Origin of the sequence: Pseudolabrys taiwanensis, assembly GCF_003367395.1 — a bacterium.
In the GTDB taxonomy this organism is placed as follows: domain Bacteria; phylum Pseudomonadota; class Alphaproteobacteria; order Rhizobiales; family Xanthobacteraceae; genus Pseudolabrys; species Pseudolabrys taiwanensis.
The window spans coordinates 799,724-824,552 of the sequence record NZ_CP031417.1; the positions used below are offsets into that span (position 1 = coordinate 799,724).

Sequence of the window (24,829 nt, forward strand, 5' to 3'; positions counted from 1 at the left end):
GAGGGGCGGGCCGGCGGCCGCGGCTGTTTGGTGGCGCGATCGGCTGAGGCGCCCCGGAACGGTGGCATCGAACCAATGTTCCATCCAGGCGTTGACCCAGAGCAACTCACTGCCAATGGATCCCATTTCTCCGTATGCTGCTCAAGCCCGATCGAAATGTGTGGCGCGTGGCCAGGGCCGACCGCGCGGCTGTGCTCGTCGACGGCGCCAATTATTTCGCGGCTTTGCGCGCGGCCATGCTCAAGGCCGAGCGTTCCATCATCATCGCCGGCTGGGACATCCATAGCCAGACCCCGTTGGTCGGGCCGACGGGCGAGGCGGACGACGGTTATCCGGAGACGTTTGCCGGCTTTCTGGCGGCGTTGGTGGAAGCCAAGCCGGCGCTCGAGGTCTGCCTGCTGCTGTGGGACTTCTCGGTTCTCTACGCGGTCGATCGCGACCCGTTTCCGGGGCTGAAGCTTGGCTGGCAGACGCCGAGCCGCATCCGCTTTTGCCTCGACGACTGCGTGCCGCTCGGCTCCTCGCAACACCAGAAACTGGTGACCATCGACGACGCGCTCGCCTTTACCGGCGGCCTGGATATCACCATCCGCCGGTGGGATACGAGCGCGCATCGGCTCGACGAGCCGAAGCGGGTCGATCCGGTCGGCAAGGCCTATCGGCCCTTCCACGACGTGCAGATGATGGTCGACGGCGAGGCGGCCGCCGCGCTCGGAGCGCTGGCGCGCGGGCGGTGGTCCTGCGCGACCTGCGAGGACCTTCCGCCCGTCGCGCCGACCGGGGATTGTTGGCCGGACCACATTCGTCCCGACTTCGCCGATGTCGCGGTCGGCATCGCGCGCACGCAGCCGCATTACGAAGAACAGCAGGAGGTGCGCGAGATCGAGCGGTTGTATCTCGACTGCGTCGACGCCGCCGAGCGTACGATCTACATCGAGAACCAGTTCCTGACGGCGCCCGCGGTCGCCACGCGCATTGCCGAGCGCTTGCGTGCCAAGCCCGCGCTCGAAGTGCTGATGGTGACGCCGAAGGTGCACGACTCCTGGCTGGAGTCGCACAGCATGCAGGCCGGGCGCATCCGGTTCGCGCAGATCCTGCGGGCGGCGGCCGCCGATCGCGTCCATTTCGTTTATCCGGAAGTGGCGGAGGGCGATCGATCCACCACGACCATGGTGCACGCCAAGGTGATGATCGTCGACGACACGATCCTGCGGATCGGCTCGTCGAACCTCAATAACCGCTCCATGGGCACGGATACCGAATGCGATCTCGTCGTCGTCGCCCAGAACGATGCCCAACGCGAACGCATTCTCGACATCCGGCACCGGCTTCTCGGCGACCATTGCGGCGCCACGGCGGAGGAGGTGGCGGCGGCGCTGGAGTCCGAAGGCGGCTCGCTCATCAAGGTGGCGCGGACGCTGAGCCGTAACGGCCATGCCCTCAAGCCGATCGAGGATGTGCCGGTGGCAAGTGCCGAACTGGTCGGTTTGATCAACGGCGTCGCCGATCCGGAGCGTCCGCTCGGCGCGGAAGAGTTCGTCGAGCGCATGGTCGGCGGCCCGGTGTCGTCGCGCCACGTCTCGACCTTGGTGAAGTTCATCGTCGGCGGGGCGCTGGTCGTCGCGCTGGCGCTGCTCTGGCAGTACGTGCCGCTGGCAAAGCCCGCGGCGATGAAGGCGTTGTTTTCGTCGGTCGCCGAAAGCCACGCGGCGCCGTTCCTGGTGGTCGGCGCCTTCCTTATCGGCGGACTGGTTCTGTTTCCGGTGACGGTGCTGATCGCGGCGACAGCCGCGGCGTTCGGACCCTGGCTCGGCTTCGCCTATGCGGCGACCGGCGCGCTGGCCAGTGCGCTCGCGACCTATGCCATCGGCGCGGCGGTCGGCAAACGGACGCTGCGCGATCTGCTCGGACCGCGCCTCAATCGCATCCGCCAGCGCGCGGCCAAGCGCGGCGTCATCACGGTGGCGGCGTTGCGCATGGTGCCGATCGCGCCGTTCACGGTGATCAATCTCGTCGCCGGCGCAAGCTCGATCCCGGTCTTTGCCTATGCCGCCGGCACGCTGATCGGCATGCTGCCGGGCCTGATCATGATATCCGCGGTCGGTCATCAGTTCGCGCGCATCCTCACGGCACCGAGCGCGGCCGATTTCGCGTGGCTCGCCGCCGCGGTCGCCGGTTGGATCGCGCTGTCCATCGGCGTGCAGGCGCTGGTGTCGCGTTACTGGAGCGCCAGCCGGTGACCGCGCCGACGGTGCGCGTGATGACGTGGAACATCCACGGCGCGGTGGGGCACAACCCGCGCTTCGACCTCGAACGCGTCGTCGCGCTGATCCGGCGGTGGGATCCCGACATCGTCGCGCTGCAGGAAGTCGACTCGCGCCGCGCGCTCGCCGGCGCCGCCAACCCGTTCGACTATCTGCCGCGGGCATTGGGGATCCACGCGATCGGCGCGCGCTCCATCACCGGCGCCGACGGCGACTATGGCCAGATGCTGATCAGCCGCTTTCCGATCGTCGCGCACGACGTCCACGACATCTCCATTCCCGAGCGCGAGCCGCGCCGCGCCATCCGCGCGCTGCTGACGACGCCCATCGGGCCTTTGACGGTGATCGCCACGCATCTTGGCCTCAGCATCCGCGAGCGGCGTGACCAGGTGCGCAAGCTGATCGACCTCGCCGCGGGCAGGGCGCCCTTGGTGATGGTCGGCGACTTCAACGACTGGTTCTGGCCCGGGTCGGTGCGCAAGGCGCTGACGCGCGTGCTCGGCGGCCGCACGCGCTATCGCACGTATCCGTCGCGGTTTCCGCTGTTCCGCTTCGATCGGGTCTATTGCTGTCCGGGCACCCTCTTGATGAAGAGCGGCGTCGATCCGGCGGCGCGCGCGCTGTCGGATCATCTGCCGGTGATCGCCGATCTGCGCGCGGGAGACGTTTCCTCTTGACCGAAAAGCAAAACCCGGCGCGCGGTTAGGCGCACCGGGTTCTGTTCATGTGAAGGACGCGCGCGGTCCGCCCACCGTCAATCGTCGACGGCTTCCTTCGCTGCGTCCTTCATGCCGCCGACCGTATTTTGAATCTTGCCGGCGACCTTCTGCGTCTTGCCTTCGGCCTCGAGCTTGGTGTCGCCCGTCGCCTTGCCGGCGACTTCCTTCACTTTGCCCTTGGCCTGTTCGAAGCTGCCCTCAATGCGGTCTTTGTTCATCACGTTCCCTCTCTGTCTTTGCAGATCGATGTGTCGCGATAACAACGTCTGGGCCCGCATGATGTTCCGTCCGTCGCTGTCGAACACGTCGGCGATGCGTCAAAAGACACAATGCAGCAAAAGACATAAGCGGCCGGGATCATCCCGGCCGCTTGACGCCGCGTCATCGGCGTTAGGTTTCGATGATGAAAACGATCTCGTGCGTGCGCGGATCGATGATGAGATACTCGCCGTCCACCAGGATGACGTCATAGCCGCGCCACTGCGGGTACACGGTGACGACCTCCTGCGGGACCGGATAGACGTGCACGTGCGTTGGGATCTTGGTGCCGACCGAGATATTCACGTTGATCTCCGACTTCGACACGCTCTTCAGGCTCTTGTCCGATTTGAATGCCGTCGTGATCTTGGTGCGCTGCTCGGTCGAGAGCTTCGCCTGGCCCGCCGCGGCGCCTTGGCCCGTTGTCGACTGACCGGACTTCGCGCCCTGCGCATTGTTCTGGTTCGGCGACTTGGTGCTGTCCGTCGCGCTCTTGTTCATGTCCGACTTGCTGTCGCGCTCGGACGAACTCTTCATGCCGGCGCCGGACTTGTCATGATCGCCGGCCTTCGGCGCGGCTGTCTCCGGCGCTTTGTTGGTATCGGACGACCGGTTCATCGTGCCGGACGAGCCGCGGTCCATCTTGCTGTCCGGGGACGCTTTACTGTCCGGGGACGCCTGGCCCGATGTTTCCGGTGCTTTGTGCTGGCCGGCATTCATCGGCGGCGCGACCTTTTCGGCCGGCGCTTTCTGTTGTGCCGCGGGCGCGCGTTCGGGTGCCGACTGCGAACCGGGCGACTGCGCGTAGGCGATGCCCGTACCGATAAGCAACGTTGCGGCGACGGTGGATAACAGACGTGTCTTCATACTTTGCCTCCTCTAGCCTACTCCCCGGCACGACACGTGCTCCTCTGAAACGTCATAGCTGTTACGACGGTTCCTCAATTCGTGCGGGCGTGCCGCGCGCCATTGCGTTCCCGGTTCCGGCAAGGCAACTTCCGCTTCTGGTTGAGGGGAGGGCGCATTGGCGATTCTCGGTTCGTCCGTCGAGGCCGGCTCGGCGGAATTCCGCACCAACACGGCGCGCATGCGCGCGCTGGTCGAAGAGTTGCAGACGCGACGCGGCGAAGCCGCGCTGGGCGGTCCGCCGCGCGCGCGCGAGCGCCACGTCGCGCGCGGCAAGCTGTTGCCGCGCGAGCGCGTGACCAACCTCATCGATCCGGGTTCGCCGTTTCTCGAATTGTCGCCGCTCGCCGCCAACGGCATGTACGAGGACGCCATCCACGGCGCCGGCCTCATCACCGGCATCGGCCGCGTCGAAGGCCGCGAATGCATGATCGTGTGCAACGACAGTACGATCAAAGGCGGAACGTATTACCCGATGACGGTGAAGAAGCATCTGCGCGCGCAGGAGATCGCGCGCGAGAACCGCCTGCCGTGCATCTATCTCGTCGATTCCGGCGGCGCCAACCTGCCGCATCAGACCGACGTCTTTCCCGACCGCGAGCACTTCGGCCGCATCTTCTACAATCAAGCGACGATGTCGGCGCTGCGCATTCCGCAGATCGCCGTCGTCATGGGCTCGTGCACCGCGGGCGGCGCTTACGTGCCGGCGATGTCGGACGAGACCATCATCGTCAGGAACCAGGGCACGATCTTCCTCGGCGGCCCGCCTTTGGTGAAGGCCGCGACGGGGGAGGTGGTGAGCGCGGAGGACTTAGGGGGCGGCGACGTGCATGCGCGCAAGTCCGGCGTCGCCGATCATCTGGCGCAGGACGACCACCACGCGCTGTCGATCGCGCGCCGCATCGTCGCAACGCTCAACACGAACAAGACAGTCGACATCGCCCTGCGCGATCCGCGCGATCCCGCGCGCGATCCGGCCGAGCTCGACGGGCTGGTGCCGGTCGACCTCAAGAAGCAGTACGACATCCGCGAGGTGATCGCGCGCCTCGTCGACGGCTCGGAGTTCGACGAGTTCAAGGCGCTGTACGGCACGACGCTGGTCACCGGCTTCGCGCATCTCCACGGCATGCCGGTGGGCATCCTCGGCAACAACGGCATCCTGTTCTCGGAGAGCGCGCTCAAGGCAGCGCACTTCATCGAGCTGTGCTGCCAGCGGCGTATTCCGCTGCTGTTCCTCCAGAACATCGTCGGCTTCATGGTCGGCCGCGAATACGAAGCAGGCGGTATCGCCAAGGACGGCGCCAAGATGGTGACGGCGGTGGCCAACGCCCAGGTGCCGAAGATCACGGTGATCGTCGGCGGCTCCTACGGCGCCGGCAATTACGGCATGTGCGGCCGGGCTTATTCGCCGCGCTTCCTGTTCATGTGGCCGAACGCGCGCATCTCGGTGATGGGCGGCGAGCAGGCCTCGTCGGTGCTCGCCACGGTCAAGCGCGACAACATCGAAGCCTCGGGCGGCAAATGGAGCGAGATCGAGGAGGCCGAGTTCAAGGCGCCGATCCGCGACCAGTACGAGACCGAGGGCAATCCTTATTACGCGACGGCGCGGCTGTGGGACGACGGCATCATCGCGCCGAGCGAGACGCGGCGCGTGTTGGCATTGGCGTTCAGCGCAGCGCTGAATGCGCCGGTGCCGGAGACGAGGTTCGGGGTGTTTAGGATGTGATGGGCGAGTGCTCGGGGGAGATGGAGGCCAGATTGCGCCTGGCAGTTGTGGGGCTCGTCGTGCTTTTCGCAGCAGCCTCTGCTGCAATGGCGAGGCCGATGTCACGTGGCCTATTCGGTTGTAATGATCGGACACCAGGCTGCCATATGCCACCTCCTGATTGGTTCAAAATTGAAGCTGACAATGGACAAGAGGTTTATGTTGACCTTGCGTCGATCGCGTACCGCAGGGACTTGGTGCCGCCATACTCCGACGAGAACGGCAAAGTAGGCAAGATAGCGCGGGTACTGATTTATTTCGACGATGGAATGTCACTCAATTTATCGAATGCTGGCTGGTATGACTACGATTGCGACGACCCATACTTAATCGGGAGGGCCGGAGTATGGACCCCTCAACCTGCTCAGTATCTGCCGCCAAGATCTCTCGGATATCAATTGAGGGAGATTGCTTGCGGCGGTCCATACTAAGTAACCGTAGGGTAGGCAAAGGCGCGCGCTCGCGCGCCGTGTGCATGGCTGTTTGACGCGATAACATCACCGCATCCTCGGCGTCATGCGCGGGCTTGACCCGCGCATCCATGATGACTCTCCGCGCGTGAGAGCCGTACGTACCGCAATCGTTGTGGCCACACCTCATGGATTGCCGGGTCGAGCCCGGCAATGACGGTGGGGAGAGGTCGGCCCATGCGGCGGAGAAGCGTCGGTGAGGATTGCATTGCCGCATCCTCGGCGTCATGCGCGGGCTTGACCCGCGCATCCATGATGACTCTCCGCGCGTGAGAGCCGTCGTACCGCAATCGTTGTGGACACACCTCATGGATTGCCGGGTCCAGCCCGGCAATGACCGTGGGGAGAGGTCGGCCCGTGCGGCGGCGGAGCGAAGCGTAGGTGAGGATTGCATTGCCGCATCCTCGGCTCATGCGCACTTACGCGCCGTGCCCACGCGCAGTGGACGCGACGACGTTGCCGCATCCGCGGCGTCATGCGCGGGCTTGACCCGCGCATCCATGATGACTTTCCGCGCGTGAGAGCCGTACGTACCGCAATCGTTGTGGACACACCTCATGGATTGCCGGGTCAAGCCCGGCAATGACCGTGGGGAGACGGCGGCGCCATTGCACTTTCCCTGCGTGCGCCGCCATAGTGCCTCATGCCTTCCAAACCCAAAAAACCACCCGGCCACGATTGGGAAGTCTTCTTCGTCTATCTCGAGGACGGTGAGGACGACAGCATGCAGGTGACCAGCTGCTGGACGCCGGAGGAGGCCATCGCCAAGGCGCGCGATGCGCTGAACGCCTATGCCAAAAGCGACGACGAGAAGGATCAATTTGAGATCGTCGCGGTCATCCGCAGCGACGCGGAGATTTAGGCTGCCTTTCTCGACCTCATGCTGAGGAGCGCTGCGAAGCAGCGCGTCTCGAAGCATGGTGCCGCCCTCGATCCTTCGAGACGCGGCCTTCGGCCGCTCCTCAGGATGAGGGCGGAGAGAGGCTCATCGCGCTACGCTTTCTTCCGTGTCGGCGCCGGTAGCTTTGCCGCCTTGCGCAGCGCCGCGTTGATGCGGCTCTGCCAGCCGCGGCCGGTGCCCCTGTAATGAGCGAGGACATCGCGGTCGAGACGCAGGCTGAGCGCTTCCTTTGGCTGTGGTGACGGCGGTCGGCCACGCTTGATCAGCTTGCCGCCCTTGTAGAGATCGGCGCGCTCGAACCATTCCTCGGTCAGCTCCGGGATTTCCTCGTAGTCCTTCGGGCCAAGCACGTGGGCGTCAACCTTCTTCATGTCGCTACCGACGGGCTTCGATTTGCGCGGCGTACTTTTTCCTTTCGCGGTCATTGGCCTTCCTCATCGTAAAGACATGTCGTACATCGCCGCGCGGCGTCCAGCCAACGATCACCATGCGCCGCCGCAGATACCCACGGTAATCATCCTCAGTTCGCCATAGTCGTGGCGGTCGTCCGGATGTTCCAGCTTTAGGCCGTTGAAAACCAGCGACGCGTCCAAAAAGTCCAGACCGCGTTCACGCAGCGTCCACTCGCGCTTGGCCGGATCGAAGGTGATCTTCCAAGCCATTTAATGTATATACAAAAAATAGGGACATCAAGAGTCGAGGCTATCGGCAGGGTTGCAGCCGATCAATTGCGCAAAAAAAGCGCGATAGGACTATTGACCTCTTTCGTACGAAGACTATAGTCCTTTCATCCTGCTCATCGAAGGGGCGTCTTCCGGAGACGTGCCGAAGGCGGAGCGGGATGCGGCGCCCGCGGACCGGCCTCGTAAGCCGGGACTCGGGAGGTCTCGGGACCCCGCCCTGGGAGCATTACGACTCCTGCGCAGGGAGCCTGCTAGCAAGCCGCCGTTGATGACGGCCGCAGCCCGCGGCGCGACAAGGCGATGAGCCGAACTGGCGCTGCGGGAGCCACGACACCGAAGGCCGAGAGGTCTTTGCGTGTCGGGCGGACGACGCAACGGGGCCTGAAGCGCGGACCCGGGAACAGAAATCGCCGCCAGTGGAGCGCCGGGAGGCGCCTTTCTCCGATCGCAAGGAGAAAGGACACGCCTCCAAAAAGGCGTGTCGGGCGGCTGCGCCAGCCGCTCGGGAGGTTTCGCAAACCTCCGCGTTTCCCGGCGCTCCGCTCCCCTTTAGGAGCGTGCGTTGCCGAACGGCGTGCCCGCGCCGACGAGAACAGGGACGATCACGCATGTCCGCCGCGCGCCACGGGCCTCGCTTTGCAATGCGCTCTACTTCGCCGCGACGGCGGCGACGACGTCGATCTCGATCATCATGCCCGGGCGCGCCAGCGCGACGACGTTGAGGAAGGTGTGCGGCGGCAGCGGAATGCCCTGGGTGAAGGTCTCCTGGCGGCATTTGCGCATCTCGTCACGGTAACGGATGTCGGTGACATAGGTCGTCGCCTTGACGATGTCGGACACCGTCGCGCCGTTGGCGGCGAGCGCCTGCTTGATCTTGCTCCAGGCGAAGCGGCATTGCTCGAGGAAGTCGTCCTTGTGGCGCACCGAGCCGTTGTCTGGATCTTCCGAGCCGATGCCGGCGAGGAAAATCAGTTTGGACGGACCGGTGACGGTCGCGGCCTCGGAGAAGGCGCCGGCGGCGAATTTGTTGTAGGTGAAATTCTTCTTTTCGAATTGCTGCGCCGACGCGGACGTCGCCGCCAAACCCGCCACCAACATCGCGGCAACCGATAGATGTTTAAACATTCAGAGACTCCTGGAAGGATCGTTCAAGTGGACCGCTCGTTTTGAGTGGGGCCGTTTGTGAAGCAAGGCCCATGCCAGCATGGCTGAGCGCGGCCGACGCCATCATGCCTGACGTGCGGCGCTGGCGCTTGTATTTCGGCGGGTGGATACTGACGTGAAAGTGCCCGCGCGCATGTCGCTTGCGCCAACGTCGAAGGACACCATGAACGCATACACCTCGGCTCTGATCGTCGGCGCGGGTTCGGGCCTCTCGGCCTCGCTCGCGCGTGTGTTCACCAAGGAGGGCATGCGGGTGGCGCTCGCGGCGCGCTCGCCGGCCAAGCTCGCCGAGTTCGTCGAAGCGACCGGCGCCGCGACCTACAACTGCGACGCCGCCAAGCGCGACGAGGTCGACAAGCTGTTCGCCGATCTCGATGCGGCGGGCGCGACGCCGGATGTGGTCGTGTACAATCCGAGCTATCGCACGCGCGGGCCGTTCGTCGATCTCGATCCCGAGGAAGTTCATAAGACCTTGGAGATCACCGCCTATGGCGCGTTTCTCGTGGCGCAGGCGGCGGTCAAGCGCATGCTGCCCAAGGCGCAGGGCGCCATTTTGTTCACCGGCGCTTCGGCCAGCGTGAAGGGCTATGCGCAGTCGGCGCCTTTCGCCATGGGCAAGTTCGCGCTGCGCGGCCTCGCGCAGAGCATGGCGCGCGAGCTGCAGCCCAAGGGCATCCATGTCGGCCATATCGTGGTCGATGGCGGCATCAAGAGCGCGCGCCGGCCCGTGCCGGCCGAGGCGCCGGACTCGCTGCTCGATCCGGACGCCATTGCCGAGACCTATCTGCACATGCTGCGGCAGTCGCGCAGCGCCTGGAGCTGGGAGATCGAGGTGCGGCCCTGGGTGGAGAAGTTCTGAGCGGCGCGGTCGCATGGTCTGGGCTCGCCGCGCATGCTAGAACGGAGGCCATGATTCATCACGACGCTGTCAAAGAACTCGCTCCCACCGGCACGCTGCGCGGCGGCATCGTTATCTCGCCGGCGCCATCGGCCTTCTTCTGCACCAAGGACGCGAACGGCGCGCCGCACGGCGTCACCGTCGATCTGCTGGGCGGCTTCGCGGCCATGCTCAAGGTGCCGCTGGCGTTGCAGGTGTATGAGAATTCCGGCCAGCTCACCGATGCGGTGGCGAGCGGCACATGCGACGTCGCCTTCATGCCGCAGGACGCCGAGCGCATGAAGAAGGTGGACTTCGGGCCGCCGTATTATCTCATCGAGAGCACCTATCTGGTGCCGGCCGGTTCGGCCATCCAAAGCATCGGTGAAGTGAACAAACCGGGCGTGCGCATCATCGCCATCGCCAACACCACGACGATGCGCAGCGCACGCCGCACCGCGCCGAACGCGACGGTGACGGAAGTGCCGAGCGTCGACGACATTACGGCATTGGCGAGGAACGGCGGCGGCGATGCCTTCGCGCTGTCGCACGACTCCTTCGTCGGCCTGTTGCCGAAGCTGCCCGGGGCGCGCGTGCTGCCCGGCCATTTCCAGCAGGTCGGCGTTGCCGTGGCGGTGCCGAAGGGCCGGCCCGATGCGCTGCATCTCGTCGGCGAATTGCTGGCCGATGCGAAGGCGTCGGGTCTGGTGCGCCGCGCGCTCGATGCCGCCGGGTTCAAGGATGCGCCGGCAGCGCCGTAAGCCTGGCGAAGTCCGGAACGGCGGCGCCGTTCAAACGTTGTCCCTCCCACAACGACATCGGGACGCGTGGTCTTTGCCGGGGCGCCTTTCGCGATCGATGCGAGGCGTTGCCCCGGCATGTCCCGCCGATGAACGATCAGTGAGAGGTACACGATGACCTACCGCGTTTACAGCGGCCCGCCGGGGTCGCCGAACATTTCCCCGATCGCCAAATCGCAAGCGTTGTTCAAACAGTTCAGCGCGCTCGATGACGCGCTGGCCTGGGCGCGCCACGTCGAGCGGAGCGGCCGCGTGCCGCTGCTGATCGAGGGCGATGACGGCACGCGCATGGACCGGCGCGATATCGGCAACGCCTTGGGCGTCGGCGCGCGCGAGCAGATCGGCCGCTAACCGGCTGTGGCTGGCGCGAGACGTCAGGTCTCGCGCGAGCCCGCCCGCAAACGGTTCCATTCGGCGCGCGCCTTGGCCCCGAGGTGGTCCAGCTTGGTGTTGACGACGTCCCAGTTCACCAGCGGCCGTTCGAGCGTGGCGGTTGTGGCATTATGCTGGGAGTCGTAGATATAGGCGCCGCCAACCGTCAGCAGAGCGCCGAGGATGAGGCCAACCAGAAGTCGCATTGTCCACCTCCATGTGCGCAGGCAAACGCCGGTCGGCCGGACCGGGTTCCGTCCCGCCGGGGCCGGGGCTGGAGCCCGCCGGTCCAGACTGTGGAAACAATATGACAGGGCTGATATGTATATTATAACGCATTGATATCAATGATGTTTCTGCTGAAAAAACTTCGCACTCAAGCGAAATAAGCTGCTATATTGCCGCTTATGAGCAGACATTCAGCAAAGTCGGCCGGGCGGTCCACCAAAACGGCCCGGACTTCCGCGAAGAAGACCACCAAGGCAGCGACGAAGTCGGCACGCGGTTCGGTCAAGACTGCGACAAAAGCGGCGCGTCAGCCTGTCGGTAAGGCGCCGAGCAAAACCTCGGCCAAACGCGCAACAGCCAAGAGCGTCGTGAAAGCCGCCGTCAAAGCGACCGCAAAAGCCGCGCCGGCGCGTAAGCCGGACCATTCCGATGCGACGCTTGCGCCGACGGCGCCGGCCATGCCGATCGTCCACACGATCAGCCCGCCGGTGCAGCCGATCGTGGTGCCGGAGGTGCCGGTACGCGCGCACAAATACACCGTCGGCGAAACGGTCTATTACACCTCGCCGAGCTTCGGCCGCGCCGCGGCGACAGGCAGCTACACCGTCGTGAAGCTGCTGCCGTCCGACGGCGACGACTACCAGTACCGGATCAAGAGTTCGGGCGAGGCGTTCGAGCGCGTGGCCAAGGAAAGCCAGCTCGACCGCGCCTGATCCGCGGCTGGTCTTCGACGCCTCGAAACTCTCGTTGCCGCGCCGGCGCGACATGCGCGCCGGTGCGAGGCTCTTCGTTCGTGGCGGAGCATGCGCTAGAAACGCGCGCTGCTTCGCTGACGCGGAGGAAGGGATCGGATGCCCACCTACATCACACAAGGCCGTTACAGCCGCGACGCGATCAAAGGCATGATCGTGCGCCCGGAAGACCGCGCCGATCAGGTGGCGCGGCTGATCTCCAAGGTCGGCGGGCGGCTCGTCGCCTATTACGTTACCTTCGGCGAATATGATTTTCTCGCCATCGCTGAAGCGCCTGACGACGTGCAGATGGCGGCGGCTTTGTTCGCTGCCGGCGCGGGCGGCGGCGTCACCGATCTGCGCACCACGGTGGCGTTGACATCGATCGAAGCCAAGGGGGCTTTCGCCGCCGCGGCTGACCTCGCGCCAAGCTTCAAGTCCGCGGGAGGTGGCTGAACGGGGGAATAAACCAAACAAGGCGGCGGTTATAATTCGCCGCGGCGACACGCGACAACGATACAAACGTCAAAGATACAAACTTCGAACAAAGCTGAACGTGAAAGGGAGGATCATGCGTACATTCATTCGTCTGGCGGCTCTGCTGGTGCCGCTTGTGATCGCGAGCGCCGCGGGCGCGCAGAACTATCCGAACCGTGTCGTGAAGATGGTCGTGCCGTTCGGCGCGGGCGGACCGGCCGACGTCTATGCGCGCGTTCTGGCACAGTATCTGACCGAAGAGACCAAGCAGTCTTTCGTGATCGAGAACCGTCCCGGCGCCGGCGCGGTGATCGGCACCGACGCCGTCGCCAAGGCGACGCCGGACGGCTACACGCTGCTGGTCATGTCGAACACGCACACCACCAACGAGTCCTTGCTGGCCAACAAGCCGTACCAGTTGATGCGCGACTTCGTGCCGGTGGCGACGATCAACTACTCGGACTTGTTGATGGTGGTGAATCCCTCGGTCCCGGCCAAGACGGTGAAAGAGTTCATCGATCTGGCGAAGAAAGAGCCGGGTAAACTCAATTACGCCTCGTCCGGTCCGGGCACGCCGTATCACATGGCCGGCGAGCTGTTCAAAGCCATGAGCCACACCGACGTCGTGCACGTGCCGCACAAGGCGTCCGGCGACGCGCGCAACAGCGTCGTCTCCGGCACCGTGCAGATGATGCTCGACGCCGTCACCACCATGAAGGCGCTTTCGGAAGGCGGCCAGGTGCGCGCGCTCGCCACCACCGGTGCCACCCGCAACCCGCTGACGCCCGACCTGCCGACGGTGGCGGAAACGGTCCCCGGTTACGAGGCCACCATCTGGCTCGGCGTGATGGCGCCAAAGGGCACGCCGAAAGAGGTCATTGCGTACCTCAATGCCGCCATCAATAAGGTGATCAATCGCGACGACGTGAAAGCGGCGTGGTTGAAGCAGGGCGCGATTCCGCTGGTGAAGACGCCGGAGGAGTTCGATGCCTATCTGCGCAAGGATATCGAGAAGTGGGCCGAGGTCGTGAAGGTCTCGGGCGCGAAGGTGCAGTAAGCGGAGGACGAGGGCGAGCGTGAAGGGCGTAGCAACAGTTCTGCTGGCGGTGGTGGCGATCGCCACCGTCGCGCTCGGCGCGTTCGCAATCGTCGATCGCATGATGGCCGGCGAGCATGCGGCGGAGCGGCGCGCGCTGCTCGCGCGGCAAACCGAGTTGACCGGGCGCGCCCTTGCGCCCGGCTCGCCGCTCGCGTGCCTTGCCGGCGGCGCGGGGGAGACGGTCGGCAATGCCTGCGAGAAGGCGGTGTTTGCGGACGCCGCCTCGGCGTCGGCCGCTTTGTCCTTCACGGCGGCGCGGCTGCTGCTGTTGCAGGAGGCCGCACGGCTCGGCGATGCCGCTGTGACCACCGCTTTGACCGGCGATCGCCGGGCGATCGAACTCGATCGCTTCGGCCTCGCCGCGCAGGTGCTTGCGGACCGCGACGGCTGCACGCCGGAGCGTTGCGCCGCCTTCGCGCTGGTCGGCGAGACCGGTGCGATCAAGGCCAACATGAAGGCGCGCGTCTACGAACAATACGTCTCGCGCTATGCCGCCGAGTGGGGCCGTGCGCCGGCCGCCGCGGCAGCGCCGTCCCCAGGGCCGCAGGCCAGCCTGCCGCCAGTCATTCCTGTGACGCCGGACCCGGCTGCCATGGCCGCGGAGGGGGCACAGCCGCCGGCGGCCACCGGCCATCCCGTCGATCCGAAATGGGATTTCCCATCCTCGGATTCGATCCCCGCTGTCAGCATCATGAATTCCGAGCCGCCGCGTCCGAAGCTCAAGGAGGGAGCGGCGGCCCATACCGCAGCCGAGGGCGGCGCGCCGCCGGTGCCGCCGAAACGTCCACAGGCCCAGGCGCCAACCGCCACGCAGCCGCGCTAGTATCTTCACTCTCCGTTCGCCCCCGCGAAAGCGGGGCCCCGGCGCAAAATGCGTCGTTGCAGTGTGCTTCTGGTCCGCAAGGCGGCTTTCGCCGGCTTGCCCACAATAATTGGCGGACATCGGGTAAACCCGATGTCTGCGTGCGGGAATGAACGGGATGTGTTTCAGCGTCCACCGATCACGCGCTAGTATTCAAGGACGTAACGCCGGACCCGCCTGATGTTCTCATCCGTCCTGATTGCCAATCGCGGCGAGATCGCCTGCCGCATCGCCCGCACGGCCAAACGCCTGGGGCTGCGGACCATTGCCGTCTACTCGGAGGCCGACGCCAATGCATTGCATGTCCGCGTCTGCGATGAGGCCTATGCGATCGGCCCGGCGGCGGCGGCGCAGAGCTATCTGGTGATCGAGAAGATCATAGCCGCCGCGCAAGGCGCCGGCGCCGACTGCATCCATCCCGGCTACGGCTTCCTGTCCGAGAACGCGGCCTTCTCCGAGGCCTGTGCGGCGGCCGGCATCGTCTTCGTCGGCCCGCCGCCGGGCGCGATCCGCGCCATGGGCCTCAAGGACCGCGCCAAGGCGCTGATGGAGCAGGCCGGCGTGCCGGTGGTGCCCGGCTTCCACGGTGACAAGCAGGACCCGGCGTTCCTCAAGCGCAAGGCCTATGAGATCGGCTATCCGGTGCTGATCAAGGCGGTGGCCGGCGGCGGCGGCAAAGGCATGCGGCGTGTCGAGCGTCATGCCGATTTCGACGCCGCGCTCGAGGCGGCGCAACGCGAGGCGCAGTCGGCCTTCGGCGACGCGCGCGTGCTGATCGAGAAATACGTGACGAGCCCGCGGCACATCGAGGTGCAGGTCTTCGCCGACGCGCATGGCAACGCGATTCACCTCAATGAACGCGATTGCTCCTTGCAGCGCCGCCATCAGAAGGTGATCGAGGAAGCGCCGGCGCCGGGCATGAGCGCGGCGCTGCGCGCCAAGATGGGACAGGCGGCGACGGCCGCCGCGCTTGCCGTCGGCTATCGCGGCGCGGGCACGGTCGAGTTCATCGCCGACGGCACGGGTGGCCTCAAGGACGATGGCTTCTGGTTCATGGAGATGAACACGCGGCTTCAGGTCGAACATCCGGTGACGGAAGCGATCACCGGTCTCGATCTCGTCGAATGGCAATTCCGCATCGCCGCCGGTGAACCGTTGCCGTTGGCGCAAGATCAGGTCGGCGTCGACGGCCACGCCGTGGAGGCGCGGCTCTATGCCGAGGACCCGGAACGCGGCTTCCTGCCGTCGACCGGCACACTCGTCGCGCTGCAATTCCCGCGCGGCCAAGGCCTCCGCATCGACAGCGGCGTCGAAGCCGGCGACAGCGTGACGCCGTTCTACGATCCGATGATTGCCAAAGTGATCGCGCATGGCGCGACGCGCGACGAGGCGCTCGACAAGCTGGCCGACGCGCTCGAGCACACCGTCGTCGCCGGGCCCCGTAGCAATGCCGGCTTCCTGGCGGCGCTCGCGCGTGCCGACGACTTCCGCCAGGGCGCGTTCGACACGAGCTTCATCGATACGCATATGGGGTCGCTCGGCGCAGTGCCGCACGGTCTCGACCGCGCCGCCACGGCGCGTGGCGCGCAGGCCCTGCTGGCGAAGGAACGCGCCCGCTTCGCGGTGTCGGACCGGCCGGCCTCGCCCTGGGACGCGGGCGATGCCTTCCAATTGTCCGGCCCGCGCACGTTGTCATTGCCGGTGATCGCCGAAGGCGAAACCGTCACCGCGCATGTGGCTTACGAGGCGGATGGGCCGCGTGTCATGATCGGCGATGAAGCACCTGCGCGCGACGCCGAAACGATCATGGCCGAGGACGCGGTCTATGTGCTGCGCGCCGGCCGCCAGACCAAAGTGACGTTGCGCGACCATGTGCTCGACGAAGGGGCCGATGGCGGCGGCGGCGGTCTCGTGCGTGCGCCGATGCACGGCAAGGTGCTGGCGGTTCTGGTGGAGAAGGGCGCGACCGTCACGCGCGGCCAACGTGTCGCCATCATCGAGGCCATGAAGATGGAGCATACGCTCACCGCGCCGATCGACGGTGTCGTGACCGACGTTTCGGCGCTAAGGGATGCGCAGGTCGCCGAAGGCGCCAAGATCTTAGTCATCGAAGCTCAAGCGTAACTGGAACTGGAATGCCGCTTCATCTCATCAAGCTCTGTGTCGGCTGCGACTCCGTCGCCGACCTCGAAGAGTGGATCAAGCTCAAGGCCAAGGAGAAGAAGCGGCGCGGCCAGAAGCCGGAGCACATCCATACGACACGCATGTATCCCAAGCGTGCGGACGAACTGACCGCCGGCGGCTCGCTCTACTGGGTGATCAAGGGCCAGATCACCTGCCGCGAGAAGATCCTCGACATCCGCCAGACCACGGGCAAGGACGGCATCAAGCGCTGCCAGGTCGTGCTCGACGGCAAGGTGACGTTGGTCGAGCCGCGACCGCGCCAGGCTTTCCAGGGCTGGCGCTACCTCGAGGACAAGGAAGCGCCGCGCGATCTCGCCCGCGCCGCGCCCGGCGCCGCCAGCATGCCTGAGGCAATGCGGCGGGAATTGCAGGAACTGGGGCTGCTTTAACCGGCTGTCATCCGGGCGCCCCTGCCTTTGGCGAGCCCGGATCCAGTACGCAGTGATCTATTTTGCTAAGGCGTACGGGATCGCGCGCGGGCGATGACCGCGGCGGTCACACCCCCAGATTATCGATCAGCCGCGTCTTGCCGATCTTGGCCGCCACCAGGAGGCGGATCGGGCCGTCCTTCAGCGAGGCGATCGGTGCGAGCGTCACCGCGTGCCGCGCCTCCAGATAATCGACCGCGAAGCCGGCGCGCGCGATCTCGGCGCGGCCTTCTTCCAGCACCATCTCGGACGGCTCGCCCTGCTTGATGCGCTGGGCGGCCGCCTTCAACACGCGCGCCAGCACCGGCGCCACCGCGCGCTCTGCCGCCGACAGATAAGCGTTGCGCGAAGAGAGAGCGAGGCCATCCTTCTCGCGCACGGTCGGAATGCCGACGACTTTCACGGCCAAGTCGAGGTCCTTGGCCATCTGCGTGACGACCTGGAGCTGCTGATAGTCCTTCTGGCCGAACAACGCGACGTCGGGCTGAACTTGGGTGAACAGCTTGGCGACGACGGTCGCCACGCCGCCGAAGAAATGCGGGCGGAATTTGTCTTCGAGGCCCGTGAGCGCCGCGCCCTCCGGCGCGATCCGTGTGGCGAAGCCCTCCGGATACATCGCCTGGGGCGTTGGCGCCCAGACGACGTCGGCCTTGGCCTCGGCCAGGGCTTTGACGTCGGTGTCGAAGGTCCTGGGGTAGCTGCCGAAGTCCTCGTTGGGCGCGAACTGCGTCGGGTTGACGAAGATCGATACGACCACGCGATCGGCCCGCTTCCTGGCCTCCTTTACCAAGGTGAGGTGGCCCTGATGCAGCGCGCCCATGGTCGGCACGAGGGCAATGCGCTCGCCCTTGCGGCGGAAGGGCGACAGCGTCTTGCGCAGCACGGGGACGGTGCGGGCGATGATCGGTCGTCGGGGCATGGCGGTGGACCTGTCGGGCGGCTGTCACGAAAGCGGGCTAGCACCTAGCAAATGTGGTTAAGCCGGGCCATGCGATTAATAGTTAAGCCGCGAGCAGCTTGACTAAAATGAACGGATAAATTGAAGATTGGGGATCGATCGAGGGCAACATGCTGGTCCAGGCGATCCAGGAGTCTCCGCAGTCCGCGCATGTCGTCGTGCTCGGAAACGAGAAGGGCGGCTCCGGTAAATCCACGACGGCCCTGCATATCGCGGTCGCGCTGCTCAAGGCGGGCCAGCGCGTGGCGACCATTGATCTCGACTCCCGCCAGAAGAGCTTCACCCATTACATCGAGAACCGAAAGGCGTGGGCCGAGCGGGCGGGGCTCCGCCTCGAACTGCCGACGCATTTCTGCATCGAGCGCGCCGACGGTCCGTCGGTCGAGGCCAACGAGGCGCGCGAGTTCGCCAGCTTCTCGCAGGCAATCGCCAAGATCGAGCACAGCCACGACGTCGTCGTCATCGATACGCCGGGCAGCGACAGCTACCTGATGCGCCTCGCGCATTCGATGGCCGATACGCTGGTGACGCCGCTCAACGATTCCTTCGTCGATTTCGACGTGCTGGGGACGCTGGATCAAACCGACTTCTCCGTCACCGGCGAAAGCCACTACGCCCGGATGGTGCGCGAGGCGCGCCGGCAACGCCGTCTGATCGACGGCCGGCTGCTCGACTGGATCGTGGTGCGCAACCGGCTGTCGCAGCTCGGTTCACGCAACAAGCGCCTGGTCGGCGAGGGCATCGGCGAACTGGCGCGGCGGATGGGCTTTCGCAGCGTCGACGGCTTCGCCGAACGCGTCGTCTTCCGTGAGTTCTTTCCGCGCGGCCTGACCGCGCTGGACAACCTCGACGAGGCGACGCTGGGCACGCGGCCCAGCATGTCGCACGTGACCGCGCGCGAGGAAGTCATCGGGCTCCTCAACACGCTGCATCTGCCGCTGTGCGAGAACGGCAAGCGCCGCGCCGCGGCCCGCGCCGAGTGGTACTCGGTCATGGATCAGCCGCTGCAGGTCCACGACGTGCTGGCGTAGCCAAATACACAGCCTCTCACCGATTCCAGGGCCATTCCTCTTTCGAGGCTCGCGTGCTTTGCACGCTTGCACCTTGGGATGACGGGACAGGCGCCTTGCCGCGTCGCTGTTCGCACCCAATTCGGTGTACACTGCGTCCATGCCGAAAGACCGAACCCAAACCCCGGCGCCGACCTCGTCGAAGCCTGAGATCGCCGCCTTCCTGGAGAAAGTGCGGGCGCTTGGGCCTGCAACGACGGCAGGCGGGCGCGGGCGGCTGATCTTCGCGCTCGATGCGACCATGAGTCGCCAGCCGACCTGGGATACCGCGTGCACTCTGCAGGCCGACATGTTCCGCGAGGCGGCATCCGTGGGCGGGCTCGACATCCAGCTCGTCTATTTCCGCGGCCTTGCCGAATGCGGCGCGTCCGCCTGGATCGCCGACAGCGGCAAGCTCGCCACTTTGATGTCGCGTATCGATTGCCGTGGCGGCCATACGCAAATCGGCAAGGTGCTCTCGCATGCCCGCAAGGAGCACGCCGGCAAGCCGGTGCAGGCGCTGGTTTTCGTCGGCGACGCCATGGAGGAGAAGGTCGACGACCTCTGCGCCGCAGCCGGCGAACTGGGCATGCTCGGCGTGCCGGTCTTCATGTTTCAGGAGGGGCACGACGCCGTTGCGGAGAACGCCTATCGCGAGATTGCGCGGCTGTCGCGCGGCGCCTATTGCCGTTTCGACGCCGGTGCCGCGCACGAACTCGGCGAACTGCTGCGCGCGGTGGCCGCTTACGCGGCGGGTGGTCGTAAGGCGCTGGCGGCACAAGGTTCGGCCACGGCGCGCAAGTTGCTGGCGCAGTTGAGCTGACACATGCCCGTTCTCGTTTTCGGTATTCTGGCGCTGGTGCTCGGCCTGTGGGTGCTCAACGTCATCTCCAAGGTCGATCCCAAGCTTGCCGCGCGCGTGCTCAAGGCGAGCGGCGGCTTGGTGTCGCTCGGCCTTGCGGTCTTCCTCGGCCTACGTGGCGAAATCGGCGTCGCCCTTCCGCTGGGCGCGTTCGGGCTCGGCCTGCTGGGCTGGCTGCCGTTCGGCCCGGCCGGCTTTTCCCAGCGCACGCGGAAGAGCAGGGGGCAGACGTCGCGCGTGCGCTCGTCGTTCTTCGAGATGGAGCTCGATCACGACACGGGCGCCATGCGCGGCCGCGTGCTCGCGGGCAAGTATCAAGGCGTGACGCTGGAGGCGCTCGACGTCACGACGCTGCTTGGCCTGATGAGCGAGGTCGACGAAGAGAGCCGCGCGCTATTGATGGCGTATCTTGACCGCCGCGCGCCCGGCTGGCGTGAAAACGCGCAGGGTGACGCGGCAACGGGGCGCGGTCATGCTGCGTCCACCGGCAAAATGACCGAAGAGGAGGCCTATCAGATCCTTGGCTTGCAGGCCGGCGCGGGCGCGGACGCCATCGGCCGCGCGCACCGCGCGCTCATGAAGAAACTGCACCCTGATCAGGGAGGATCGACTTATCTCGCGGCCCGGGTCAATGAAGCCAAGGACGTCCTTCTTCGCCGCCATCGCTAAGCACTCCTGACGCAACTGTCATCAGGCTCCTGCTGCTTGGCGCCATTCCTGTTATCGATTCAGTTTGTTGTTTGCCCGCGATCTTGTCTCGAACTGGTTTCTGAATCGTCACCGGCGGGGCGGTGACGGCAACCAGTCGCGGGTCAGTTCTTCAGGAGCATGCACGGAATGTCGCCGTGCTTGAGCTGCTTGCAGGCGCGCTCGGCCTGATCCTTGTCGAGACCGGCGAAGCGGGCGCGGTAGAGCGATTTCTCGCCCTTGCTCACCTTTTCGGTGAACGGATCGGCCTTGGCGAGCACGTCCTTGATCTTGCTCTGACAGACATCGAGCCGCTGCTTGGCGTCTTTCTCGTCGTCGAAGGCGCCGACCTGGATCATCCAACCGCCCGCGGTCGCGCGCGCCTTGGCGGCGGCCTCGCTGGTCGCGGCGGCGGGGACCGGCACATCGGCGCCGGCGGAAGCGACCTTGGCGCCGCTGACCGGCAGAACCCCGAGAATACCCGGGCGCGAGCCCGGCGGCGGCTGCGGCACTTCACCTTTGACGGTGCTGACGGTGGTCACGCTGGCCGTGGTGCCCGCCGGGGTCGGCGTCAGCTTGCGGCTGTCGCTCGGCATCGGCGACAGCGAAGCCGTGCGCATGTTGCCGGCGTGAACGGTGACGGTCTTGACCGCATTCGGCTTGATTGGATCGGTGGAGCCGACATTCGGCGCTTCCGCCGCCGCGGCGGCCACGGCGGCGAGCTGCTCGCGCGGCAACGCCTGCGGCGTCGTCGCCAGCGGCCCGGCGACCGGACCGGCCGACGCAACGACAACCGGCTCACGCTGCGGGGCGGGGGTCGGCAGAGGCATATCGCGCTTCGGCTCGGCCTTGGCTTCCTTGATCTCCTTCGCCCGCTCCGACGCTTCGGCGATCGCCGGCGCGGTGCGTCTCACGGAGGCAACGTTGATGTTGTTCTCGATGAGGCCGACGACGCGCGCATCGCGCGATTTGGCCGTGCTGCCGCCGAACACGACGGCGATCACGTGACGACCGCCGCGGCGTGCGGACGTAACGATGTTGAAGCCGGAGGCGCGGATGTAACCGGTCTTGATGCCGTCAACGCCTTCGATGCGGCCGAGCAGGTGATTGTGGCTGCGGATAGTGTTGCCGCGGAACGCGAAGCTGCGCGTCGAGAAGAACTTGTAGTACTCGGGGAAGCGGTCCTGAATGGCGCGGCCTAGCAGGGCCTGATCGCGCGCGGTGGTGATCTGCTCGTCATTCGGCAGACCGGACGCGTTGCGGTAGGTCGTGTTGTTCATGCCGAGCGCGCGCGCTTTCGCCGTCATCATGCGACCGAAGCTCGGCTCGTCGCCGCCGAGATACTCGCCGACGGCGACGGCGATATCGTTGGCGCTGCGGGTGACGATCGCGCGAATGGCGTTTTCGACGCGGATGCTGTCGCCGGGCTTGAGACCGAGCTTGGAGGGCGCCTGTGCCGCCGCATGCGCCGAGATCGGGATTTCGCTGGACAGGCTGGTCTTGCCTTGATCGAGCCGCTCGAACAAAAGGTAGAGCGTCATGATCTTGGTGAGCGAGGCCGGATGCCGCGGCGCGTCGGCATTGGTCGCCTGCATCACCTGGCCGGAATTGGCGTCGACGACGATCGACGAGTAGGGCGGCTCATAACGGCTGTGCGTGGCCGCAGGCCGATGGTGCGACTTGCGACGGCTGCGCGCGTCGGCGTCGGTGCTGGAAAAAGCGGTCAGTGCGGTGAGGGTAATGAGGCCCAGGGCGCCCCAACGAAGTCCACTGCGGACAAAGGCTCCCCGACGCAACATTCGCTCTCCCCAACCCCGGTTTGAATGGTGTCCCTAGGCCCGCATCGTGGCCAATTTATAGCGCTGTTGCGCCGCGACAACTTATAACCGTATGGGTCCGTGGTTTACGGGACGTTAACAATCCGCCTTAAATTTTAAGCAAATTTTGCAGTGCAGCGACGGGGTTGACTTTTTGTGCAGTGCAATATAAGTTTAGGCAACTGGGGTGAGTACCCTGGGAGGTAAATCGCACGTTTGGCGCCGCTAAGCGGGCCGGGAAAGGGACGAAACGATGGTCAAGAATTTCGAGGACCTCCAGCAGGTCAGCAAAGAGAATGTCGACATCGCCCTGAAGTCCATGGGTGCGCTCTCCAAGAGCGCCCAGGCGATCGCTGTGGAAGTAGCCGATTACTCCAAGAAGGCTTTCGAGGACGGCACGGCCGCGCTCGAGAAGATGTTCGGGGTGAAGTCGCTGGACAAGGCGATCGAAGTGCAGACCGAATACGCCAAGACGGCCTACGAAGGCTTCGTCGCCAAGGCGACCAAGATCAGCGAACTGTACGCCGATCTCGCCAAGGAGACCTACAAGCCGTTCGAAGCCATGATGGCGAAGCCGAAGTAATTTCGTCGCGTCGCGTTGGTTAGAGAAAAGCCCGGCCGTATGGCCGGGCTTTTTTGTTGGCGGCTTGGTGCGCGCGGGCTACTTGGCCACGCGCAACTGGGTGAGTGCCGAGCCGATCTGATTGAAGGCTGTGGCGATGCCGCTTGCCGATGTCGAGAGGAAGAATTTGTCGGAGCTCGACGCGCAGTTCTGCAGCAGCGTCGAGGTCGGATCGCCGCCGGTGTTCACCTGGATCGTGTAGAGCGTGATCTTCGCGGCCTTGATGTTGTTGCAGGTCAACTGCTGGCGCGCGTCGATCGAGGCCTGGTCCGAGTACCAGCGGTTCTCGGTGTTCAGGCCGTCGGTCAGCAGGATGATGATCTGCTGGTAGGTATAGTTCGGGTCCTGTGCCGGGACCGTGAACGGTCCGCCGCCGACGAGCGACAGCCAACCGACCTGCAAGCCGATGGCTTGGTTGGTATTGCCCGACGAGACCATGTTGTCGACGAGCGTATTCATCGCCGTCCAGTTGTTGCTCAGGGGCAGCGATGCCTGGGGGCAGCTGCTGTATTGCTCGGCCGCATAGAGCGACGATGGCTTCGTCGCATCCGGCGCGGCGGCATTGGTGTCGTAATTGTTGGTCGAGTCGGGACCGCTTTTGCCATTCAGCGTGCTCGGCGATGCCGGGTAGCCGCGGTCGACGACGCAGCCGGTCCAGGTCGAGTGGGCCTTGGGCGTCCAGGTGCCGGCCGAGGTATACCAAGTGCCACCATAGGACTGACATGTGTTCTTTGATGTCGCCCAGGAGATCGAACAGACCGGCTTAGCGACACAGTCGCCGCGGTTCGAGAACGAAGAGCCGCGGCTGCAGGTGCCGTTGTTGGCGTCCCACGAGGTATTGTCGGTGAGGCTCGGATCCTGCGCCTTGGTGCCCCAGTAAATCCAGTTCGACGTATAGGAGGTGCCGAGATTGACGTCTTTGACGAAGGGAATGATCGACACATAGACGTCGGCCGGCGTGCTGGCCGCCGCTTGCAAAGTCGTCAGCAGGGTCTTTGTCGCGCTCTTGAGCGCGGTCATCTTGCCGGCCTGCGCCATCGATCCGGTGTTGTCGAGCACGAGCGCGACGCGCAGCCGCGTCGAGCCCCATGTCGTGGTCGAACTGCCCGAAATCGTCGTCGAAGCGAAACTCGGCCCGGCGATGCTCATGAACGTGTTCGGCATTTGCACGGAGCCGTTGACGACGACGTTGGAGCCGTTCTGCGCCGAGTAAGTCGCCGTCACGTTGATGTTGCTGACGTCGCCGCGCGTGAACATCGCCTTGAAGTAGCTGTCGGCCTTGCTCTGGAGGTCGCTCGCGGAAAGGGACGCGGCGTTGCGCGACAGCATCAAGGCCGTGGCGTCGAGCGCGGTCTGCAACGAGGTCTTGACCGAATTGGCGCGGCTGTAGTCGACCGCGGCACCCACGCCGAGCACGAGCGGCACGGCCGCCATGCCGAAGATGATCGCGACGTTGCCGTCGCGGGCGCGCCCAAAGCGGGCGAGCAAACGGGCGATGGAGCGGAGGGACGACGAAAGAGCGGGACGCATGGCGTGGCATCGCAAGCTGTTGATCCGCTGCTTGCCTACATTTTCTCCTTAAAGGGAGCGTGCAGCCGATCGTCGAAAAATTGACCGTTCCGGTAAGGCTTTGGCGCCAATGCGGC

26 protein-coding genes are annotated in these 24,829 nt (G+C 65.4%); 17 read left to right on the plus strand and 9 right to left on the minus strand.

Annotated features, from left to right (window positions below; genetic code table 11):
* The first annotated feature begins 167 nt into the window (after positions 1-167).
* Together DW352_RS03820 and DW352_RS03825 are read left to right on the plus strand one after the other, a co-directional pair.
* Complete coding sequence (locus DW352_RS03820) at positions 168-2,240, plus strand: VTT domain-containing protein (protein ID WP_245434312.1); 2,073 nt, start codon at positions 168-170, stop codon at positions 2,238-2,240.
* The gene (locus tag DW352_RS03825) at positions 2,237-2,941 is read left to right on the plus strand and encodes an endonuclease/exonuclease/phosphatase family protein (RefSeq protein WP_245434313.1); all 705 of its coding nucleotides are present in this window, start codon (positions 2,237-2,239) and stop codon (positions 2,939-2,941) included. Before DW352_RS03820 ends, DW352_RS03825 begins: the two co-directional genes overlap by 4 nt.
* 77 nt (positions 2,942-3,018) lie before the next feature.
* Here DW352_RS03825 and DW352_RS03830 read toward each other — a convergent pair whose 3' ends face one another.
* Complete coding sequence (locus DW352_RS03830; RefSeq protein WP_115688699.1) at positions 3,019-3,201, minus strand: CsbD family protein; 183 nt, start codon at positions 3,199-3,201, stop codon at positions 3,019-3,021.
* A 172-nt stretch (positions 3,202-3,373) separates the two neighbouring features.
* Positions 3,374-4,108: a DUF1236 domain-containing protein gene (locus DW352_RS03835; protein ID WP_115688701.1), complete on the minus strand. Its 735-nt coding sequence runs from the start codon at positions 4,106-4,108 to the stop codon at positions 3,374-3,376.
* A 157-nt stretch (positions 4,109-4,265) separates the two neighbouring features.
* Here DW352_RS03835 and DW352_RS03840 point away from each other — a divergent pair, with 157 nt between their 5' ends.
* Both DW352_RS03840 and DW352_RS03845 read left to right on the plus strand, forming a co-directional pair.
* Positions 4,266-5,873 (plus strand): carboxyl transferase domain-containing protein, encoded by a 1,608-nt coding sequence (locus DW352_RS03840; RefSeq protein WP_210209924.1) that lies wholly within the window; start codon positions 4,266-4,268, stop codon positions 5,871-5,873.
* 1,152 nt (positions 5,874-7,025) lie between these two features.
* The gene (locus DW352_RS03845) at positions 7,026-7,244 is read left to right on the plus strand and encodes a hypothetical protein (RefSeq protein ID WP_115688703.1); all 219 of its coding nucleotides are present in this window, start codon (positions 7,026-7,028) and stop codon (positions 7,242-7,244) included.
* A 131-nt stretch (positions 7,245-7,375) separates the two neighbouring features.
* Here DW352_RS03845 and DW352_RS03850 read toward each other — a convergent pair whose 3' ends face one another.
* From DW352_RS03850 to DW352_RS03860, 3 genes are all read right to left on the minus strand, one after another.
* Positions 7,376-7,708 carry a BrnA antitoxin family protein gene (locus DW352_RS03850; protein WP_245434314.1) on the minus strand — a complete coding sequence of 111 codons (333 nt, stop codon included), beginning with the start codon at positions 7,706-7,708 and terminating at the stop codon, positions 7,376-7,378.
* A 57-nt stretch (positions 7,709-7,765) separates the two neighbouring features.
* Positions 7,766-7,945 carry a BrnT family toxin gene (locus DW352_RS27560; protein ID WP_342634892.1) on the minus strand — a complete coding sequence of 60 codons (180 nt, stop codon included), beginning with the start codon at positions 7,943-7,945 and terminating at the stop codon, positions 7,766-7,768.
* Between the two features lie 669 nt (positions 7,946-8,614).
* Positions 8,615-9,091 (minus strand): RidA family protein, encoded by a 477-nt coding sequence (locus DW352_RS03860; RefSeq protein ID WP_115688707.1) that lies wholly within the window; start codon positions 9,089-9,091, stop codon positions 8,615-8,617.
* A 202-nt stretch (positions 9,092-9,293) separates the two neighbouring features.
* Here DW352_RS03860 and DW352_RS03865 point away from each other — a divergent pair, with 202 nt between their 5' ends.
* The 3 genes from DW352_RS03865 to DW352_RS03875 all read left to right on the plus strand — a co-directional run bounded on the left by DW352_RS03865 (position 9,294) and on the right by DW352_RS03875 (position 11,158).
* Positions 9,294-9,989 (plus strand): SDR family NAD(P)-dependent oxidoreductase, encoded by a 696-nt coding sequence (locus tag DW352_RS03865; RefSeq protein ID WP_115694224.1) that lies wholly within the window; start codon positions 9,294-9,296, stop codon positions 9,987-9,989.
* Positions 9,990-10,039: 50 nt separating this feature from the next.
* Positions 10,040-10,768, plus strand: a complete 729-nt coding sequence (locus DW352_RS03870) for a transporter substrate-binding domain-containing protein (RefSeq protein ID WP_115688709.1) — start codon at positions 10,040-10,042, stop codon at positions 10,766-10,768.
* A gap of 153 nt (positions 10,769-10,921) precedes the next feature.
* Positions 10,922-11,158 carry a hypothetical protein gene (locus tag DW352_RS03875; RefSeq protein WP_115688711.1) on the plus strand — a complete coding sequence of 79 codons (237 nt, stop codon included), beginning with the start codon at positions 10,922-10,924 and terminating at the stop codon, positions 11,156-11,158.
* Positions 11,159-11,181: 23 nt separating this feature from the next.
* On the opposite strand, the gene DW352_RS03880 is transcribed toward DW352_RS03875, so the two are convergent.
* A complete protein-coding gene (locus tag DW352_RS03880) occupies positions 11,182-11,385 on the minus strand; it encodes a hypothetical protein (protein ID WP_115688713.1) in 204 nt (67 codons plus the stop codon).
* Between the two features lie 534 nt (positions 11,386-11,919).
* Between DW352_RS03880 and DW352_RS03885 the strand changes: the two genes are divergently transcribed.
* The 6 genes from DW352_RS03885 (at position 11,920) to DW352_RS03910 (ending at position 17,149) form a co-directional block, all read left to right on the plus strand.
* Positions 11,920-12,120 carry a hypothetical protein gene (locus DW352_RS03885; protein ID WP_115694225.1) on the plus strand — a complete coding sequence of 67 codons (201 nt, stop codon included), beginning with the start codon at positions 11,920-11,922 and terminating at the stop codon, positions 12,118-12,120.
* Between the two features lie 138 nt (positions 12,121-12,258).
* The gene (locus DW352_RS03890) at positions 12,259-12,594 is read left to right on the plus strand and encodes a GYD domain-containing protein (protein WP_115688715.1); all 336 of its coding nucleotides are present in this window, start codon (positions 12,259-12,261) and stop codon (positions 12,592-12,594) included.
* A 115-nt stretch (positions 12,595-12,709) separates the two neighbouring features.
* Positions 12,710-13,672, plus strand: coding sequence for a Bug family tripartite tricarboxylate transporter substrate binding protein (locus DW352_RS03895; protein WP_115688716.1), 963 nt, complete (start codon positions 12,710-12,712; stop codon positions 13,670-13,672).
* 19 nt (positions 13,673-13,691) lie between these two features.
* A complete protein-coding gene (locus DW352_RS03900) occupies positions 13,692-14,537 on the plus strand; it encodes a hypothetical protein (protein ID WP_162826773.1) in 846 nt (281 codons plus the stop codon).
* Between the two features lie 219 nt (positions 14,538-14,756).
* Complete coding sequence (locus DW352_RS03905; RefSeq protein WP_115688720.1) at positions 14,757-16,700, plus strand: acetyl/propionyl/methylcrotonyl-CoA carboxylase subunit alpha; 1,944 nt, start codon at positions 14,757-14,759, stop codon at positions 16,698-16,700.
* A gap of 11 nt (positions 16,701-16,711) precedes the next feature.
* Positions 16,712-17,149 (plus strand): DUF1489 family protein, encoded by a 438-nt coding sequence (locus tag DW352_RS03910; protein ID WP_115688722.1) that lies wholly within the window; start codon positions 16,712-16,714, stop codon positions 17,147-17,149.
* A 106-nt stretch (positions 17,150-17,255) separates the two neighbouring features.
* Here DW352_RS03910 and panC read toward each other — a convergent pair whose 3' ends face one another.
* Positions 17,256-18,107 carry a pantoate--beta-alanine ligase gene (gene panC, locus DW352_RS03915; protein WP_115688724.1) on the minus strand — a complete coding sequence of 284 codons (852 nt, stop codon included), beginning with the start codon at positions 18,105-18,107 and terminating at the stop codon, positions 17,256-17,258.
* A gap of 149 nt (positions 18,108-18,256) precedes the next feature.
* Here panC and DW352_RS03920 point away from each other — a divergent pair, with 149 nt between their 5' ends.
* The 3 genes from DW352_RS03920 to DW352_RS03930 all read left to right on the plus strand — a co-directional run bounded on the left by DW352_RS03920 (position 18,257) and on the right by DW352_RS03930 (position 20,726).
* Positions 18,257-19,177 carry a division plane positioning ATPase MipZ gene (locus tag DW352_RS03920; protein ID WP_115688726.1) on the plus strand — a complete coding sequence of 307 codons (921 nt, stop codon included), beginning with the start codon at positions 18,257-18,259 and terminating at the stop codon, positions 19,175-19,177.
* A gap of 139 nt (positions 19,178-19,316) precedes the next feature.
* Positions 19,317-20,018, plus strand: a complete 702-nt coding sequence (locus DW352_RS03925) for a vWA domain-containing protein (protein ID WP_115688727.1) — start codon at positions 19,317-19,319, stop codon at positions 20,016-20,018.
* Between the two features lie 3 nt (positions 20,019-20,021).
* Positions 20,022-20,726 (plus strand): DnaJ domain-containing protein, encoded by a 705-nt coding sequence (locus tag DW352_RS03930; RefSeq protein WP_115688729.1) that lies wholly within the window; start codon positions 20,022-20,024, stop codon positions 20,724-20,726.
* A gap of 143 nt (positions 20,727-20,869) precedes the next feature.
* Here the strand turns inward: DW352_RS03930 and DW352_RS03935 are convergent, their stop codons facing one another.
* Entirely contained in the window at positions 20,870-22,543 is a 1,674-nt protein-coding gene (locus DW352_RS03935) for a D-alanyl-D-alanine carboxypeptidase (RefSeq protein WP_115688731.1), read from the minus strand.
* 271 nt (positions 22,544-22,814) lie between these two features.
* Here DW352_RS03935 and DW352_RS03940 point away from each other — a divergent pair, with 271 nt between their 5' ends.
* Entirely contained in the window at positions 22,815-23,144 is a 330-nt protein-coding gene (locus DW352_RS03940) for a phasin family protein (RefSeq protein ID WP_115688733.1), read from the plus strand.
* Between the two features lie 78 nt (positions 23,145-23,222).
* Here DW352_RS03940 and DW352_RS03945 read toward each other — a convergent pair whose 3' ends face one another.
* Complete coding sequence (locus DW352_RS03945) at positions 23,223-24,713, minus strand: TadE/TadG family type IV pilus assembly protein (RefSeq protein WP_115688734.1); 1,491 nt, start codon at positions 24,711-24,713, stop codon at positions 23,223-23,225.
* Between the last annotated feature and the right edge of the window lie 116 nt (positions 24,714-24,829).